Origin of the sequence: Paenibacillus silviterrae (assembly GCF_030167925.1) — a bacterium.
GTDB lineage: Bacteria > Bacillota > Bacilli > Paenibacillales > NBRC-103111 > Paenibacillus_G > Paenibacillus_G silviterrae.
This window is the reverse complement of the sequence record NZ_JASKUT010000001.1, coordinates 3,491,515-3,509,076: the sequence shown is the minus strand read 5'-3', so window position 1 is coordinate 3,509,076 and position 17,562 is coordinate 3,491,515. Positions and strand designations below refer to the sequence as shown.

11 protein-coding genes are annotated in these 17,562 nt (G+C 54.9%); 4 read left to right on the top strand and 7 right to left on the bottom strand.

The features are described from left to right. Positions 1-16 precede the first annotated feature (16 nt). Positions 17-1,573: an ABC-F family ATP-binding cassette domain-containing protein gene (locus QMO62_RS15965; RefSeq protein ID WP_284642431.1), complete on the top strand. Its 1,557-nt coding sequence runs from the start codon at positions 17-19 to the stop codon at positions 1,571-1,573. 200 nt (positions 1,574-1,773) lie between these two features. On the opposite strand, the gene QMO62_RS15960 is transcribed toward QMO62_RS15965, so the two are convergent. From QMO62_RS15960 to hcp, 7 genes are all read right to left on the bottom strand, one after another. After that, the gene (locus QMO62_RS15960) at positions 1,774-3,402 is read right to left on the bottom strand and encodes a response regulator transcription factor (RefSeq protein WP_284642429.1); all 1,629 of its coding nucleotides are present in this window, start codon (positions 3,400-3,402) and stop codon (positions 1,774-1,776) included. Continuing rightward, a complete protein-coding gene (locus tag QMO62_RS15955; protein WP_284642427.1) occupies positions 3,377-5,149 on the bottom strand; it encodes a sensor histidine kinase in 1,773 nt (590 codons plus the stop codon). The genes QMO62_RS15960 and QMO62_RS15955 overlap by 26 nt, the downstream gene beginning before the upstream one ends. Before the next feature lie 70 nt (positions 5,150-5,219). Beyond that, positions 5,220-6,035, bottom strand: a complete 816-nt coding sequence (locus QMO62_RS15950; protein WP_284644963.1) for a carbohydrate ABC transporter permease — start codon at positions 6,033-6,035, stop codon at positions 5,220-5,222. Next, entirely contained in the window at positions 6,035-6,919 is an 885-nt protein-coding gene (locus QMO62_RS15945; RefSeq protein ID WP_284642425.1) for a carbohydrate ABC transporter permease, read from the bottom strand. The genes QMO62_RS15950 and QMO62_RS15945 overlap by 1 nt, the downstream gene beginning before the upstream one ends. 93 nt (positions 6,920-7,012) lie before the next feature. Further along, positions 7,013-8,350, bottom strand: a complete 1,338-nt coding sequence (locus QMO62_RS15940; RefSeq protein ID WP_284642423.1) for an ABC transporter substrate-binding protein — start codon at positions 8,348-8,350, stop codon at positions 7,013-7,015. 437 nt (positions 8,351-8,787) lie between these two features. Further along, positions 8,788-9,621 (bottom strand): DUF4405 domain-containing protein, encoded by an 834-nt coding sequence (locus tag QMO62_RS15935; protein ID WP_284642421.1) that lies wholly within the window; start codon positions 9,619-9,621, stop codon positions 8,788-8,790. 126 nt (positions 9,622-9,747) lie between these two features. Continuing rightward, the gene (gene hcp, locus QMO62_RS15930) at positions 9,748-11,037 is read right to left on the bottom strand and encodes a hydroxylamine reductase (RefSeq protein WP_284642419.1); all 1,290 of its coding nucleotides are present in this window, start codon (positions 11,035-11,037) and stop codon (positions 9,748-9,750) included. 268 nt (positions 11,038-11,305) lie between these two features. Between hcp and QMO62_RS15925 the strand changes: the two genes are divergently transcribed. The 3 genes from QMO62_RS15925 (at position 11,306) to QMO62_RS15915 (ending at position 17,488) form a co-directional block, all read left to right on the top strand. Next, the gene (locus QMO62_RS15925; protein ID WP_284642417.1) at positions 11,306-15,538 is read left to right on the top strand and encodes a LamG-like jellyroll fold domain-containing protein; all 4,233 of its coding nucleotides are present in this window, start codon (positions 11,306-11,308) and stop codon (positions 15,536-15,538) included. 84 nt (positions 15,539-15,622) lie between these two features. After that, positions 15,623-15,922, top strand: a complete 300-nt coding sequence (locus tag QMO62_RS15920; protein WP_284642415.1) for a hypothetical protein — start codon at positions 15,623-15,625, stop codon at positions 15,920-15,922. Between the two features lie 114 nt (positions 15,923-16,036). Then, positions 16,037-17,488: a SulP family inorganic anion transporter gene (locus QMO62_RS15915; protein ID WP_284644962.1), complete on the top strand. Its 1,452-nt coding sequence runs from the start codon at positions 16,037-16,039 to the stop codon at positions 17,486-17,488. The last annotated feature ends 74 nt before the right edge of the window (positions 17,489-17,562 follow it).

Here is a 17,562-nt window from a genome sequence, read left to right as displayed (position 1 = left end):
AGGTGTTATTTTTCCAATGAGTATATTAAACGTAGAAAGACTAAGTCACGGCTTCGGAGACCGTGCGATCTTCAAGGACGTATCCTTCCGCTTGCTGAAGGGCGAGCATATCGGCCTGATCGGTGCGAACGGCGAAGGCAAGTCCACTTTCATGAACATCATTACAGGGAAGCTGCAGCCGGATGAGGGCAAGGTTGAATGGTCGAAGCGGATGCGGGTCGGTTATCTCGATCAGCACGCGGTGCTGACGAAAGGAATGACGATTCGCGATGTCCTGAAGGGCGCGTTCCAATACTTGTTCGATATGGAGCAAGAGATGAACGACATGTACGGCCGGATGGGCGAGGTGTCTCCGGAGGAGCTCGAGCAGCTGCTGGAGGATGTCGGTACGATTCAAGACACGCTGACGAGCCAGGACTTCTACATGATCGATGCCAAAATCGAAGAAACGGCACGCGGCCTGGGACTGACCGATATCGGTCTGGACAAGGACGTGAACGACCTGAGCGGCGGCCAGCGGACGAAGGTATTGCTCGCGAAGCTTCTGCTCGAGAAGCCGGACATTCTGCTCCTCGACGAGCCGACCAACTACCTTGACGAGGTGCATATCACTTGGCTGAAGCGTTATCTGCAAGAGTACGAGAATGCGTTCATCCTGATCTCGCACGACATTCCGTTCCTGAACAGCGTCATTAACTTAATCTATCATATGGAAAATCAAGAGCTCACCCGATACGTCGGGGACTACGAGCATTTCCAGCAGGTTTACGAGATGAAGAAGCAGCAGCTGGAATCGGCATATAAGCGCCAGCAGCAGGAAATCGCCGACCTGAAGGACTTCGTTGCGCGGAATAAAGCGAGCGTCGCGACACGGAACATGGCGATGTCCAGACAGAAGAAGCTCGACAAGATGGACGTTATCGAGCTTGCGAAGGAGAAGCCGAAGCCGCAGTTCAGCTTCAAGGAAGCCCGCACCTCCGGCAAGCTGATCTTCGAAGCGAAGGGGCTTGTGATCGGCTATGACAGCCCGTTATCCAGACCGCTGGACCTGCGGATGGAACGCGGCCAGAAGATCGCCCTGGTCGGTGCGAACGGCATCGGGAAGACGACGCTGCTTCGCAGCATTCTGGGCGAAATTCCGTCGCTGGACGGCAGCGTTCAGCTGGGCGATTTGCTGGAGATCGGGTACTTCCAGCAGGAGATGAAGGAAGCCAACTACAATACGTGCATAGAGGAAGTGTGGAATGAGTTCCCGTCCTTCACTCAGTTCGAGGTGCGCGCCGCGCTGGCGAAGTGCGGACTTACGACGAAGCATATCGAGAGCAAGGTAGCCGTATTAAGCGGCGGCGAGAAGGCGAAGGTTCGCCTGTGCAAGCTGATCAACCGCGAGACGAATCTGTTGGTGCTCGACGAGCCGACGAACCACTTGGACGTCGACGCGAAGGATGAGCTAAAGCGTGCGCTCAAGGCGTACAAGGGCAGCATTCTGCTGATCTCCCACGAGCCGGAATTTTACCGCGACGTCGTGACGGATACGTGGAACTGCGAGTCTTGGACGACGAAGGTGCTGTAAGGAAAGAGAGGCCTATCTAACCTGAAGAGGGTTAGGTAGGCTTTTTGATTTTTTGGGGTGTAGGCGGTAGCGGCGTCGGAGCCGGGGGTGTGTGTGTGCCATAGCGGCATGCCGTGCCGCTAATGGGGCGAATGCGCGAGAATCCGAGCCAATAGCGGCGCGCAGGTACATTAAAGGCGGGAGCGTCGCCGCCCCCGCCTTTAACGTACGCTATGCTGATCCCGATACTCCTGCGGCGTCTTGCCGAACGCCTTCTTGAAGGCGTGGTTGAACGAGTGAGGCCGCTGGTAGCCGAGCTGCGCGGCGATTTCGTAGACCTTCTCCTCGGTGCTCCGCAGCAGGTACTCCGCCTTGTCCATACGGACGCGATGGAGGTAATCGCTTAGATTCTCACCGGTTTCCAGCTTGTAGATCTTCGATACGTAGACCGGATGCAGGAACACGTGCTCGGCGATCTTCTGTAGGGAAACATCGTTCGAGATATTGTGCTCGATAAACTGCTGGATTTGCCGGATGACCGAGTGGCGCGTATCCTGCGTTTGCCGTTCCAGATCCTCCCGAATACGCCGCAGCGTGCGGTACGCCCAGTCCTTCAGCTGCTGCAGCGTCCGAAACGGTACGCCCTCCGTCAGCTTCCCGTAGTCCTCGGCGATCAGCTGCGACAGCTGCCTTCCGTTTTTGTGGGAAATGTAAGTGTACGCAGAGGCGATGGAAAAATACACCTCCATCACATGCTCCTGAGACTCGGCCTGCTTACGCTCCATCTCCTCGAAGGCAGCCTGCAGCTTTTCTTCTATACTCTCCCAGCGCGAGGCCTCCAGCAGGTGAATCAGCGTGGGCGGTTCATAAAGGCTCTGCAAGGACGATACCTCCGGCGCCAGCTGGCCAAGCTCCTCTCCGATGCGCAAGAAGAGCTCCTTCTCGCGGCCGATGTGCCTGCGGAAGGCCTCCACCGAGCGGCTGTAAAGCAGCCGCAGCTCCGCCGGAAAATTCCCCGACGTGCTCACCAGAATGGAAATCGTGCCCTTGAGATACGTGGACACCGCCGCCTGCAGCTGGTTTGCCGTCCGCTCGAACCAGGCGGCGCCGTCAGGATCGGTTGTTCCTTGCTTCTCCGTCATCACGAAGACCAAATAATCGTGAGGGTCCTTCGTGTTCCAGCTGTCATAGCGATCACCGAAAAGCTCCTCCACCATGTTGCCGATCGCATACTCCATCAGGGACAATCGGGAGGGGTCAAATTCCAGGAAGGCCTCCTCCAGCCGGATCATCATAATGGAAAAGCTCTGGCTCGTATGACCGGCCAGTCCAAGCAGGTCCATCTTCTCCCGCAACGAGGCCTCCGACATCCGCAAGCCCTGCAATACATCGCTGAGGAGCGTACTTCTCAGCAGGGGCAGGTTCTCCTTCAATGTGTAGGCGAGCCGTTGCCGGGAGACGACTTCCTGCCATTCCTCCCGCAGCTTCTCCATCACCCTCCCCACGGCGGCCACCAGCTCCGGCTCCTTCACCGGCTTCAGCAAGTAATCCTCCGTACCGTAGCGAAGCGCTTCTTGCGCGTATTCAAATTCGGAATACCCCGACAGCAGCAGGCACTTCGTTTTGGGCCACCGCCGCTGTATCATGGCGGCCAGCTCCAAACCGGTCATCCCGGGCATCTGGATGTCAGTAATGACAATATCGATCAAGGCCTGCTCCATCAGCTCCATCGCTTCCAGTCCGTTGTAAGCCTTGTGCACCTGTTCTATGCCGATGGCCTGCCAATCGATAGTGCTAGCCAGCCGTTCCACCACGTGCATCTCATCATCCACGATTAAGAGCTGTACCATCCTTCGCCCCTCCTTGCACCGGCTGACTTCGATTCCACTCAAGCACCGCCCGAACGCCGCCGCCTACGGCATGTTCGAAAGACAGCCCGGAGCCCTCGCCGAACTGGTAATACAGACGGCGGTGCACATTCCAAGTCCCGCAGCCGATTTGCTCCGTCATAGGCTCGTTAAGCTGGGCTGTCAAGCGCAGCAGCTCTTCGCTCGTGAGCCCTTTGCCGCTGTCTTCAATCACGATTCGGTTCAGCTTCTCCGTCTGCTCCCCCGTAATGCGGATGAAGCCGCCTCCCACACGATGCTCAATGCCATGCACGATGGCATTCTCTACCAATGGCTGAAGCAGCAGCCGCGGCACCTTTTCCTCCAGCATCGACTCGGGTACGCTTACTTCATATTCGAGGCGCTGCATCCGCATATTTTGAATCGTCAAATAATGACGCACCAGCTCGAGTTCCTCCCGAAGCTTTACGGACTGTGTCTCCACCCGGGTAGAGTATCGGCAAAACTCGGCAAGACTCTCCGCCATCCTGACAACCGCATCCTTATCGTCGAGCAAGGCCGAATTAATAATAAAGAACAAGGAATTGTACAGAAAATGGGGATGGATCTGCGATTGCAGCTGTTTCAGCTCCGCTTCCCGGGAGCGAAGCTTCTCGGCATACACATCCTCGACCAGCTCCTGAATTTGCTCGGCCATCCCGTTGAACCGCCCGATCAAATAATGAAATTCACGGGATGAAGGATCCGGCTTTACGCGAGCGGACAGATCCCCCCGGGCCACGCGCTGCACCCCGCGGATCAAAGTGACTAGCGGCCTCTGCACATGTCTATACAGCAGGAAGGAGCCGAGCACTCCCGCCAGCAGCAGGAGACCGATGGACCCGTAGAACCCGTTTCTCGTCTTCGTAATCGGCGTAAGTATCCGCTGCTCCGGCACATAATCAATAAGATACCAGCCCAGCTGGCGCGATTTCACATAGCTTACCAGATGTTCCGTATCCCCGATAACCATACGGGTTTGTCCGGATTCCGCCAAGTCCATCGCGCTTAATCTATCGCTGATCAACCGGATGGCCGGCTTCGCAGCCGTACTGGTCACAATGGGCTCCTGACCGGGCGAATAAAGGAAGGGATCGCTTTGCTTATCTTTTTTATAAATATCCAACCATTCACTAATATTCTGCACGGGAAAACGAACCTGATACACCGCCCGGGCTTCGCCATAGGTCTGCACATGGGAAGGCTCGCTAATATCCTTGCTGAAGGTGCCCTGCGCGCCGCCGCGGGAGACGTCCGTCCCATACGTCCATGTGCCGTGAAGCGTTTGCTGCCAAGGCCAGCCCGCATCGCTGCCGTTTACGAAAATATTCGAGGAGATGACCTTCTTCTCCCGCGGCATCAAGAGCGTCAGGTCGTTCGACCAGGCGCTGGAGACGCTTTGCAGTCCTAGCTTTTCCTGCACCCGGGATTGCTCCCGTAACAGAGTATCCCCCGGGGGCACCGAGGGATCGACAAATTCGCGTATATAAGGGTCATGGCTTAAAATGACGGGAAACATCGACAAGTTCTCGATATGCGAGTCCAGCTGAAACAAAAAGAAAGACAGCTGGTTCAAATTCGAGCTTTGAAGCTGATCCTGAATGACGTTGTTCGCCACACGGTTGGAATAGCTGTATAACACGAAGACCGGAGTAAGCAGGAGCACGACCATGATGACGATTTTGGTAAACATCGATAACCTAAGCTTCATCCGGCTTCCCCCTTTCTTACGTCACTGAATCTAGATTATAGTATCCCAACCGGAGCGGAATCAAATTCCATTATCCCTTTACGGCGCCGGCTGCGAGTCCGCTCACGATATATCGCTGAGCCAGCAAGGCAATGATGAGGACCGGAAGCGTAATAATGCAGGCGGCCGCCATGAGCGCGCCCCAGTTGATCTCCGAATACGACATGAAGTTGAATACGGCGATCGGAAGCGTCTTCGTTTTGTCACCTGCCAGAATGATCGAGAACATGAAGTTGTTCCATGAGAAAATGAACGATAGCAGCGACGACGTAATCACACCCGGTCCGGAGATCGGCATGATGATGCGAAGGAACACCTGATGCTGCGTACAGCCGTCGATCAGGCCCGATTCCTCAATCTCGGTAGGAAGCGCCTCGAAGAAGGAAATCATAATCCAGATGATGAACGGCAGTCCGACCAGCATGTGGCTGAGAATCAATGCGGTGTAGGTGTCCACCAGATTGATTTTGGAGAAAAGGATAAACCATGGAATCAGGAACGTAATCCCCGGAATAATCCGGGCCACCAGAATAACCAGTCCCAGCTTGTGAAGTCCGTGTCTCGCGATCGCATAAGCGGCAGGAAGCCCCAGCAGCAAAGAGAAGAACGTCGAGCCCAGCGCTACGACTAAGCTGTTCCATATAAACTGCATAAAGTCATATTCCCGAAATACGTTGATATAATTCACGCCTGTCGGCTTGAAGGCAAACAGCTGATCGGTGGACATGATCTGCGCCTGCGTCTTGAAGGAGGCAAGCAGCATCCACAAGAACGGGAAGGCGAACAGGAGCAGCACCAGAAATGTCAAGCCGCTGTAAATCCAGCGCTGACCGGCTTTTTTCTTCATCATGAGGCGGATCCCTCCAATCGCTTACGCATCCAGATCATAAACAAAGTCAAACTCATAACGAGCAGGAAGAACAGCACAAGCAGTGCGGAGGCCATACCCAGCTTAAAGTACTGGAAGCCGAGCACATAACCGTAAATGTTGAGCGTCTCGGAGGCCAGGTCCGGGCCGCCCTGTGTCGTAGCATAGATGATGTCGAAGGTTTTCAGCACATCGATCAGCCTTAGCATTGCCGCAACCATAATCGTTGGCTTCAAAAGCGGCAGCGTAATGGAGATAAACTTTCTCCAGCCGCTGGCTCCATCCACATCCGCCGCCTCGTAAGGATCGGTAGGCAGCGTGGAAATGCCCGCCATCACGATCAGGGCGATCATCGGCGTCCATTGCCATACGTCCACAATGACGAGGGAAGGTATAGCCTGCTGAGGAGAGGCCAGCCACAGCAGCGGCTCGAAGCCCATCGCCTTCAGCATCATGTTCGCAGCGCCCATGGTTGGCTCATAGATCAGCAGCCATACCAGACCCATCGCAACCGGAGTGGCGACCATCGGGAGAAGGAAGATGGTTTTGACGATATTTTTGCCGCGGAATTCTCTGGACAGCAGGACGGCGATGGCGACGCCGAGCACGACTTCAATAAACAAGGCTCCTATAGTAAAGGAGAAGGTCGACTTGACGGCATTCCAGAAACGGCTGTCCAGGAACAGCGAGATATAGTTATCCAGGCCCACCCACTTTGGCGGGGTCGTAGCGGACATGCTCCATTCGAAGAAGCTGATCCGTACGGTGTAAATAATCGGGAAGAGCATCATGACCAGGACGAAGATGACGGCCGGAAGCGTATAGATCCACTTGAGATGTCGGTCAAACCAGTTGTAGCTCACAGTATGAAGCACTCCTTTCTCGGAAGAACAAAAGGGCCAATGGCTGGGATACACCTTTGACCCTTTGTCGTGATAGCCTATGTCAGCGATGGATTATTTCGTTTTGTCTTTGTCGATGATGGCTTGCAGCGTCTTGTTCGCTTTATCTGCGGTTTCCTGCACGTTGCCTTCGCCGGTAATGATCTTCTGTACGATCTCGCCGACAGCGTCACGGGCTTCGCCTACACTGATCACAACCGGACGGTCGTGGTCTACGCCGCCTTTGGCGCTTTCCTTGATGATCGGAACGAGCTCCGCCGGGAATCCGGTAACGCCCTCAGGCTTCTCCCATACGGAAGCACGGGGACCGGGGTTACCCTTCTGTTGGGTCTTGAGCACGATTTCCTTGCTCGTCGCCCACTTAATGAACTCCCAAGCCGCATCCTTATTGGCTGCCTTCGCATTCATAGCGAGACCCCAAGAGGTAATGTTGTAAGGCTTGGAACCGGCCTTGCCTGCAGGGAATACGGCGAAGCCTACTTGATCGGCGATTTTTGATTTTTCTTTATCCGTTGCGTTCTGGTAGATGGAGTTCGCATCGGTATAGAATGCTACCTTACCTTGGGCGAAAATTCCGATCGCCTGCGGCCAGGACATGTTCAGTACGCCCGGAGGGCCGTAATCCTTCAGCAGTGTGCCGTACGTCGTGAACGCTTTGATCGCCTCAGGCGTGTTGATCGAAGCCTGATCCCCCTTGGTGAAATCTCCGCCTTCGGAATAGAGGAAGGAGGACACCTGCGTGACGAGCGGCGAACGCTGTCCGCGGGCGACGAAGCCATACATCTCCTTGGATGGATCATGCAGCTTCTTGGCTGCGGCTACGAGCTCATCAAGCGTTTTCGGCACCTCGATGCCCGCTTGCTTGAGCAGATCCTTGCGGTAGTAGAGGATCTCCTGCTCGGTGATGATCGGAATGCCCGCAAGCTTCCCGTCAACTGTTGCCGAGCCTACTGCGGATTTGGAGAAATCGTTAAAGTCATACGCCGCATCCTTCTTCACGTACTCATCCAGCGGCTGAACCCAGCCGTTCTTGTAGAAGAGCTTGCCTTCCTGAAGCGGGCGGTACATGAACACATCCGGGGTTGCGGAGCCTGAGGTGAATTGCACGGTCAGCTTCTGCGTCAGCTGGTCCTCGAACAAACCCTGTACTGTAACCTTCATGCCGGTGGCAGCTTCAAATTCCGGGAGCAGCGGCTTGATCGCGTCTCCCCAAGGATGGTTCGCTGTTACAAGGTTCAGCGTCTTGCCCTCGAACGGCTTTGCCGCCGGCGCCTTCGCATCCGATGCTCCCTGAGTCGCTCCTCCTGCACCGCCGCCGCAGCCCGCCACTAGTGAAGCTGTAAGCAGAACGGCTGCTCCCGTACCAAACCAACGCTTTCGTGTATTTTTCATAAAGTGTGACCCTCCAATATGGATGATGTGTTTATTTTTTATGAATGCGCTTTCGCCTTACAGTTATAAAGATACAGCACCATCGCCGTTCTTGATATAACGAAGACTAAACATGGATAACGACACATTAATCAGTTGTGTGAGATGGTAGTAGGATTCCCGGCCAAATGAAAAAAAACTCCAACTCTCTCTATAGAAGAGACATTGGAGCTTTGCGGATGATGTGGGATTTGTGATAATGTGCAGCAATGTTTCGAGAAAAGGGCGGTCAACGATAAGATTTGTGAGATCGTACAACTTTCTGACCGGACAATAAGCCTTTACCCGTCACGGTGGTGTTGGAATTTTTGTATTTCCGCAGAAATCTTACGCGCAAAGGGCGTCGCGGCAGCGGATTGCTGCTTTATCGCAGAAAACCGCCTAACGGATGATGACGCCTACTCTACCGCCACCCGGCGTCGCCGGCCGATCCACTTATCAGCATAATAAGTGATTCCTGCAAACACAGCCATAATGCCGAAGTAGGTCCCGGCAACCGTCACTGCATTCGGGCTCACGCGGCTGCCCCCCGGCATCCCTTCGCCGCGGGCTCCTGCGCCGCGCTGCGGCTTCGCGCCTTCGGCTGCTCCGGCCGCAGGCCGTCCCTCGCCTGCCGGCCTCTGCATCCCGCCATGCCCGGCAGGAGCGGAGGAGGCGTTTACCACCATCCCGAGCATTTGAAGCTTGGAGAGGAAGTCGGTTGTGTACACCTCGTAAGCTCCGAACAGCAGCACGATGGCCGCGGCGGCTGTCATGACGGTACGAGCGGCTGTCTTGGGCAGCTTGAGATTCAGCAGGCGGTTCGTCACCTTCATGACCCAATGCCAGTGCAGCCCGATATGAATGCCGATCAGGATCAACGTCAGGAAGGATACGCCCATATGGGTGATTTTAAACCAATTCTCGTTTCCATAGCGGAACTCCGGTAGAATCACCCGAGAAATGAGCAGTCCGCTCACAATAACGAAGGCCATCGTGATCAGCAGGATGACGTTCAAGGCGTAGCTGAGGCGCGTTTTGCCCGGCAGTGATTTATCGAACAGGCGGAACGTAATCTTCTGCACAAACTTGAGGTTCAGCAGAATGTGCGTGATGAAAGCAAACGCGATGGCCGTGCCCGCAATTTCGTGAAAGGCGAGACCGCCTAGCACCATTTTGTTAAAAAGCAAAGCGAACGTCGTCCCCATGACGATATCCAGGGTCAATTTGACATACGATCTCTTATTATTCATGCCCCGTAAACTCCCCATACTCAGAATGGTTTCATCGCCTCTTATTATGCGGGGGATGGCTGAAACCGTTCTGAGCAGGGGCTGAAAGCTCGCTGAATGTTTGGCCGATGCTGGTCGATGACGCTGTTAATGCGCCAGCATGTCGGCCATATCCTCCTGTGCGTTGCCGATCAGCTTCAAGCCGAACGTCTGCACGAGCACATCCATTACGCCGGGCGTGATGAACTCCGGCGGCTTCGGACCGATGCGGATGTCCTTGATTCCCAAGCTGAACAGACCAAGGAGAATAGCGACGGCCTTCTGCTCAAACCAGGACAGCACGATGCTGACAGGAAGCTCGTTCACGGAGCAGCCGAAGGCGTCCGCCAGCGCCAGCGCGATTTTGACCGTGGAGCCGGAGTTATTGCACTGCCCCAGATCGATGTAGCGCGGAATGCCCGTATCCCCTACCGTACCGTAGTCGACGTCATTGAAGCGGAACTTGCCGCAGGAGGTGGTGAGAATGACCGTGTCGTTCGGCAGCGAGGTAGCCAGCTCGCGGTAGTACTCCCCGCCCGAGCCCGGGGCGTCGCAGCCGGCGATGACGAAGAAACGTCTGATTTTGCCGTCCTTTACGGCTTGAATGATCTCCGGCGCGAGCCCGATCACTGTTTCGTGGTGGTAGCCTGTCGTCAGCACGGCTTCCGAATCGATGTTCGCTGCAGGCAACTGGAGGGTTCTCTCGATCAGAGGAGAGAAGTCCTCGCCCACGATTTTGGTGACCCCCTCAAGTCCGGCTACTTCATAAGAGAAGAACCGGTCGGCATACGAGCCCTTGATCGGCATCACGCAGTTGGTCGTCGCCAGAATCGCGCCGGGGAATTTCTCGAACAGACGGCGCTGGTCGTACCAGGCCTTCCCGATATTCCCTTTGAGATGAGGATATTTCTTCAGCTCCGGATACCCGTGAGCGGGCAGCATTTCGGAGTGGGTATAGATGTTGATGCCCTTGCCCTCAGTTTGCTTGAGCAGCTCCTCCAGCGCGTAGAGGTTGTGTCCTGTAACGACGATACATTGGCCCTCGATTTTGTTTTGCGAAACGGTAACGGGCTGTGGGATCCCAAAATGCGTCGTATGCGCGCGGTCAAGCACATCCATGATGCGTACGGCGGCGCTGCCCACCTTCATCGCCATATCGATATGCTCCTGGAGATTGAAGTTGGAGTTGGTTAGAGTCATATACAGCGCTTCATGCGTGATCTTATCCACCTCAGGGTCGCTGTAGCCAAGCTGGCGGGCGTGGGTGGCATAGGCCGCAATCCCTTTCAAAGCAAAAATCATCGTATCCTGCAAGCTCGCGATATTCTCGTCCTTACCGCATACCCCGATCACCTTGCAGCCGCCTGTCGGCGTTTGTTCGCATTGGTAGCAAAACATAACGAATCTCCTCCAATTTATCTTTCGTAATTGTTTTTCTCATGGGTACCACTTTACCAAGAAGACAAGGCATCGGAATGTGATGGGAATCACAATGGATTTGTACAAATGATGGCAGCGAAACATGGGACTTTCGTATGAAAAAACACCAAAACTATGACTTATCATTGCCCATTCTTGGAAGTATAATAGATTCATAGCTTTGTTGACAGGCGGATGTATTTGTCGCAATTTGTAGAATTGATACGGGAGCGGGGTTGGATATTCTTTGAAAAATAATGCTGTTGCAGCAGTGCTGATGCTGCTGATCTTTTGCTGCTTTTTTGCAGCGCCGCGGAGTTATGCCGAGCCCATACAGGATGAATTTACTGTCGATTCCGGCTTGTGGGACTTTATGGGGAATGCGTCGCGTCAGGGTGACGGAACCGTCCGGCTGACGGAGGCTAAAGGCTCCCAGGTAGGGACGATCTGGCTCAAGCAGAGCGTGGCGCCGCCTTATCAAGTGAGCTTCAAGTTCAAGATCGAACGTCCGATACCGGGTGACGGGGGCGACGGTCTGGTGTTTATGTTCAATAAGCGGCAAAATCTGGAACCGGCCTCGGGCGGCGGAATGGGCTTCGAGCCGGGCAACGGCTACGGGGTCGAGTTCGATACCGTCCATAACGGCGAATATGATCCGGACGGCAGCCATATCGCCTTGTTCAAAGACAATGCCAGGCATATGCCGGATCCGCTGGATGCTACACGCTGGCATGCGATGGCGCTGGTGCCTGTCGCCGGTCTGAGCGACGGCGCCTGGCATGATGTCAGCCTTCGCGTGGAGAACCATCGGGTCACGCTATGGAAGGACGGCAGCTTGGTGTTCCGCGCGGACGGTCCGCTGGACAATTCCTTCGCGGGCCTCGGATTCTCGGCCAGCACGGGCGGATCCTATCAGGCCCATTGGATTGACAGCTTTCGGCTGGATAGCGCTCCTTTTATCAGTAGGGTGGATGCGGATAAGGAGGGTCGCCTGAAGAACGGGGAGACGGTGGATCTCCAGCTGCAGTTTTCCAAGGCGGTGAACGTCACCGGCTCTCCCGAGCTCACGCTGAATAATGGGGCCAAGGCGGTATATGCTAGCGGCTCAGGGACGGACACGCTGCATTTTACTTATACGGTGGACGGAACGAAGCGAACGAAGGCGCTGGACGTCACGGGCCTGGCTCTGAACGGGGGAAGCATCAAGGGGATGGATGGCTACGATGCCAACGTGGCGATGCCGGACCCGGCCGCCGGCAACGGGCTTGCCCAGACGAAACGGCTGATCATCGACGGCCTTGTACTGCAGCTCGATTTCGAAAGCGGCTATATGGATTTGTCGGGGATGGCGAATCACGGAACGGCAAGCGGTGATGTGACGTTGGTCCCGGGTACGAAGTTCGGTCAGGCGGTCCAAATCAAGGGGAATGGAGTGGCCGCGGCGGGAAGTAACGGGGTGATCCGTATCCCGGACAGCTCTACACTTGCGCTGCAGAATGAACTGACCGCTTCCTTCTACTTGCGTGTGGATAGCAAGAAGGGGACGGATGGGTATTGGACGCAGCTGGATGAAGGAGTCCAGTCGATCCTTGCGAAGAAAAGCGACACCGAGGGCTTTGTCATCAACCTGGATTATATGGCCAATCCGGATGAAATCTATTTTAATAAATCAATGGATGCCTACAGCGGCCAAAATGGACTTGTTATGGATTATACGTATCCTACAGGCAATCCTCCAGACGGTCCTCCAGGCGAATGGCATCACGTGGCCGTCGTCGTTGCCACCGATAAAATTCAATTGATCATTGATGGAGATATAGAGAATAGCAAAACGGAGCTGCTAAACGTATCCGATAAGATAGACTTCTCCAGCGCGAATGGACAAGACCTGACCATCGGCCAGTTCGGGACCGGATGGTACGCGGCCAATATTTCCCTCGATGATGTGCGGCTGTACAACCGTGCGCTGTCCGAGACGGAGGTGCAGAGCTTGTACAGCTCTACGCGGCCGACCATCGGAACCATCACGGTACCTGACGCTCCTTCCGAAAGGTCGTATAAGCTTGGGGAAGCCGTAACCTTCGAGCTGACCTACTCGGAGCCGGTATGGGTGTCCGGGTCTCCCTATCTGGAGATGACGGGCGGAAAGCAGGCGGTCTACCGTTCGGGGAGCGGTTCGAATAAGCTCCGGTTTACCTATGTGGTTGCAGCCGGCGACGGCATCTCGGACTTGAAGGCGACAGCCTTGAATGTGGCGTCCGGAAGCATTCGAAGCGGTTGGGATTACGATGCCACAGGGACGCTGCCTGCGCCAAGCTATCCGACACTCCACATAGACGGAGCTGCACCGACTGTGAGCGTATGGGCGCCGGGCACGAGCTCCGTTCGCTGGGTGGAATTGAACCCTCAGCCTGGAAGCGATGCCGTGTCCATGCGATTCTCGAATGACGGCGTGACATGGCAGCCATGGAAGCCCTTCGCTACGAAGACCTATTTCAAGATCGACGGAACCGGCAGCGTATGGCATCAGTTTATGGATGCGGCCGGTAATCTGAGCACTTCGGGGAATTTCTACATCTCCTACGGCAATTCCTTGGCGCCGCGGGCCGGAGCCGATCGGGCGCTTTACTTCCGAAGTAACGAGTCCGTAGTCATTCCGAATAAGAACGATCAGCTCGGCGTCTTCACCATCGCCATGCGGGTATATCCTCAGCTGGATAGCTCACCGACGTCGAGCAATCCTGTACAGACCTTGTATCATCAGCCTCCGGGGGCAGGGACGAAGGGGATCTGGATGTACTTGAAGGACAATCGGGTGCACGTGGCCTATACGAACCCTTCCGGCGCTTGGGTGGAGCAATTTGTTTCTACGGAAGAGCTTCCGCTCAATCAGTGGTCGCAGCTCGGTTTTATGTTCTACAACATCTATGCAGAGCTGTATATCAACGGTCAAATGAAAGGCTCCGGCTCCGTCGAAGTCGGTACGTATGCGCAGACCAAGTTCCAATCCATCACGCTGGGCAATCGGCCGGGACAGGCGGAAGGCTTCGTGGGCGGGATGGACGACCTTGTCTTTTTCAACCGCGATGTCTATGGGTCGGAGCTGGCGAAGCTGGAGCATGAGGGCATTAATCCGAATCATTTGTACTACGGAAATATTACGAATTATTTTCCGTTCGATTATCTAGTTCAAAGCTCTGCTGTCGACGTGATCGGCGGACTCTATGGTCAGGTTAACGGATTGACCGCATCGGATGTGAAAGAATACTTAAATCATACCTCCTTCACGATAGAGGAGGATCAAGTCCTGAACAGCAGGCTGCTCGGATATGACGGCAATGACGATCCGGTAACCTTCCGGATCGTTACGGCGCCTGCACACGGCACAGTTACGTTGAAGGATGCGGTGACGGGGGCTTTTGAGTATAAGCCTGAGCCCGATTACTTCGGCCCGGACAGCTTCACCTTCCAAGCGAATGAAACCGGCAGGGCATCGAATATCGCTACGGTTGCCGTTACGGTGGCCCCTGTGAACGATCCGCCGAGCTTTGACCTCAAGGGAACGGAAATGACCGTGACCCATTCGCTCCCGGTCTCCGAGCTGTGGGCGATCGGAATCAGCCCGGGACCTGTTAACGAAGAAGGTCAGATGCTGGTTTTCGAAGTAACGACAGACCGGCCTGAGCTGTTCGACGTGCAGCCGGCAATCGCCGCTGACGGCACATTGACGTTCCAGGCTAAGCCGAATGCACAAGGAACCGCCATCGTCACAGTGCTGCTAAGCGATGGCGAGCCGCAATATGGTGATGTATATAGGTACCGGCAATTTCAAATTCATGTAGATACGTCACCGATGTTCCTTGCTCCTGAGGCGCTGGACCTGACGGTGGGAAGCACGGCTCCGGTTGCGGTTAAGGTGTATGCAGGCGGAACGGTGACGGATGTGACGTATCACGCAGCTTTCCTGGGCTATAACGGCAGCATTGTTTCAGTAAGCTCTGCTGGCATGGTGACTGGACTCTCCAACGGGTCTACCGTCATTACGGTAACGTACGGCGTCTACAGTGCCCAGCTGCCGGTAACCGTTACAGGAGGGACGACGCCTCCGCCTGAGAGACATATCAACTATATCGAGATGGATACGCTCCCGTTCTTAACCTTCGGAGCAGCGGTCCCGGCCCGGGTATGGGGCATATACTCCGACGGGAGCCGGGAAGCGCTGACGACCGGAGTGACGTTTACCTCCTTTAGTCCGTCGCTCGTAAGCGTCGACCCGAACACAGGCATGCTGAAGGGGCTGGCAGGGGGTGACTCGGTGATTAGGGCCGTTTACGGCTCTTACGCAGCCGAGCAGAGGGTGTATGTCATCACGCTCGAGCTGATGGTCAAGCGGCAGGATTTGAACGGCGATGGAATGTTCGACAAGCATGACGTCCTCCTTGCGCTGAGCCATTTGCCAAGCTACCGTATACGTGAATAAGCGCGCTTGCTTACGGCGGTCGTTTCCTAGTATGATGCTGGGAAACGGCCGCTTTTTTTGGCATATAAAGGAGGTCTATTCCGCATGAAGCAATATTCGAAGGTAGAGCTGTCGGAGCTTCTGGAGCATCGGGAGGATGCTCGGGCGGGGGATTATCGAGGCAGTATCACCATATTCGCCTGGGAGCTCGGAAACGAAGGAGAACCGCCGAGAGTAGTATCGGTTGTGATCGGAGAACTGAAGGACGGCCGGGCGGAGCTGCGGGTGCAATATGAGAAAGAGGATTACGAGGAGCACAAGACAAACCTGCTGATTCAACGAGCCGTGAAGGAAGCCAGAACCAAGCTCGAAGCTGCGATAAGATCACTAGTAAATAGCAACTAGGGGTAGAGATATGTGACCGAAATGTGTATAATATAAACCGTTGACCATCGGCCCCGACTTTTCTGAAAGTGGAAAGTCATTTACTTTTAAAGAATAAGGAGTGAGCTTTTTTTGCTGTACCAAAAATTGAAAAGCCATTGGTTTTTTAACACCCGCAAGGACGTGCTGTCCGGAATGACGGTTGCTTTGGCGTTGATTCCGGAGGCCATTGCCTTCTCCATCCTGGCGGGAGTGGACCCGATGGTAGGCTTATATGCTTCCTTTACAATCGCGGTCACGATCTCCATTGTAGGAGGACGCCCGGGGATGATCTCAGCGGCGACAGGCGCCATGGCTTCGCTGATGGGCCCGTTAGTCGCCAAGCACGGCGTCGAGTATTTATTCGCTGCAACGGTTCTGACCGGTATCATTCAGTATCTTATGGGCGTGCTTAAGTTCGGTAAATTTATTACCTTTATCCCTCATTCGGTCGTGACTGGCTTTGTGAATGCCCTCGCCATTATCATCTTCATGGCGCAGCTGCCGAACTTCCGCGGCGCGAATTGGATGATGTACGCGATGGTGGCGGGAACGCTGGCGATCATTTATTTGCTGCCGCTTTTAACCAAGGCGGTGCCATCCGCACTGGTAGCTATTATCGTAATGACAGCTCTTTCCATGTCTTTAGGACTGGACCTGAGAACCGTGGGCGATATGGGACAAATTACGCAGGCACTGCCCTTCTTCCATATTCCCGACATGAAGCTCTCTTGGGAAGCTATTATGACGATCCTGCCTCTATCCTTGGCGCTGGCGGTGGTCGGGGTCACCGAGTCGCTGATGACGGCTACGATTGTCGATGAAATGACGGAAACCAAAAGCGACAAGAACGTTGAAGTGAAGGGCCAAGGCTTGGCCAATATCATTACCGGCTTCTTCGGAGGCATGGCCGGCTGCGCGATGATCGGGCAAACGGTCATCAACGTGAAGTCCGGAGGGAGATCCCGGCTGTCAACCCTTGTAGCCGGCGTGTTCTTGCTCTTCCTGATTTTAGTATTAGGCAAAGTGGTTCAAGAAATACCGATGGGTGCGCTTGTGGGAGTAATGTTCATGGTTTCCATCGGCACCTTCGATTGGAATTCGGTTCGGACCTTAGCCAAAATCCCTCGGGCCGATGCCTTGGTCATGGTTGTTACGGTGGCGATCGTGGTCATTACCTCGGACCTTGCGATCGGTGTCATCTCCGGAGTCGTGCTAAGCGCGCTGATCTTCGGCTGGAGGTCCGCTAAGATTAAGGCACATACAGCTGTGGAGCCGAGCGGTGCCAAGGTGTATCGCATTACCGGGCAGCTGTTCTTCGGAACGATGTCCCACTTTGTTGACTTGTTCGATTACCGGAACGATCCGGACACCATAGTGATAGATTTCAGTGCATCCCATGTGTGGGATCACTCGGCGGTGACTGCCATTTCCAAAGCCAAGCTGAAATATGAGCAGCTAGGCAGGAAGGTCAAGATCATCGGCATGAACCAAGAGAGCAAGGCGCTCGTAGAGCAGGTAGGTCTTGCGGCTTCGTCCGGGCATTAGAAGCAAGAAGCACTCAGGCATCCATCTTGGGATAGGGGCCGGAGTGCTTCTTTTTTGTGTAAAATAACAGCCGT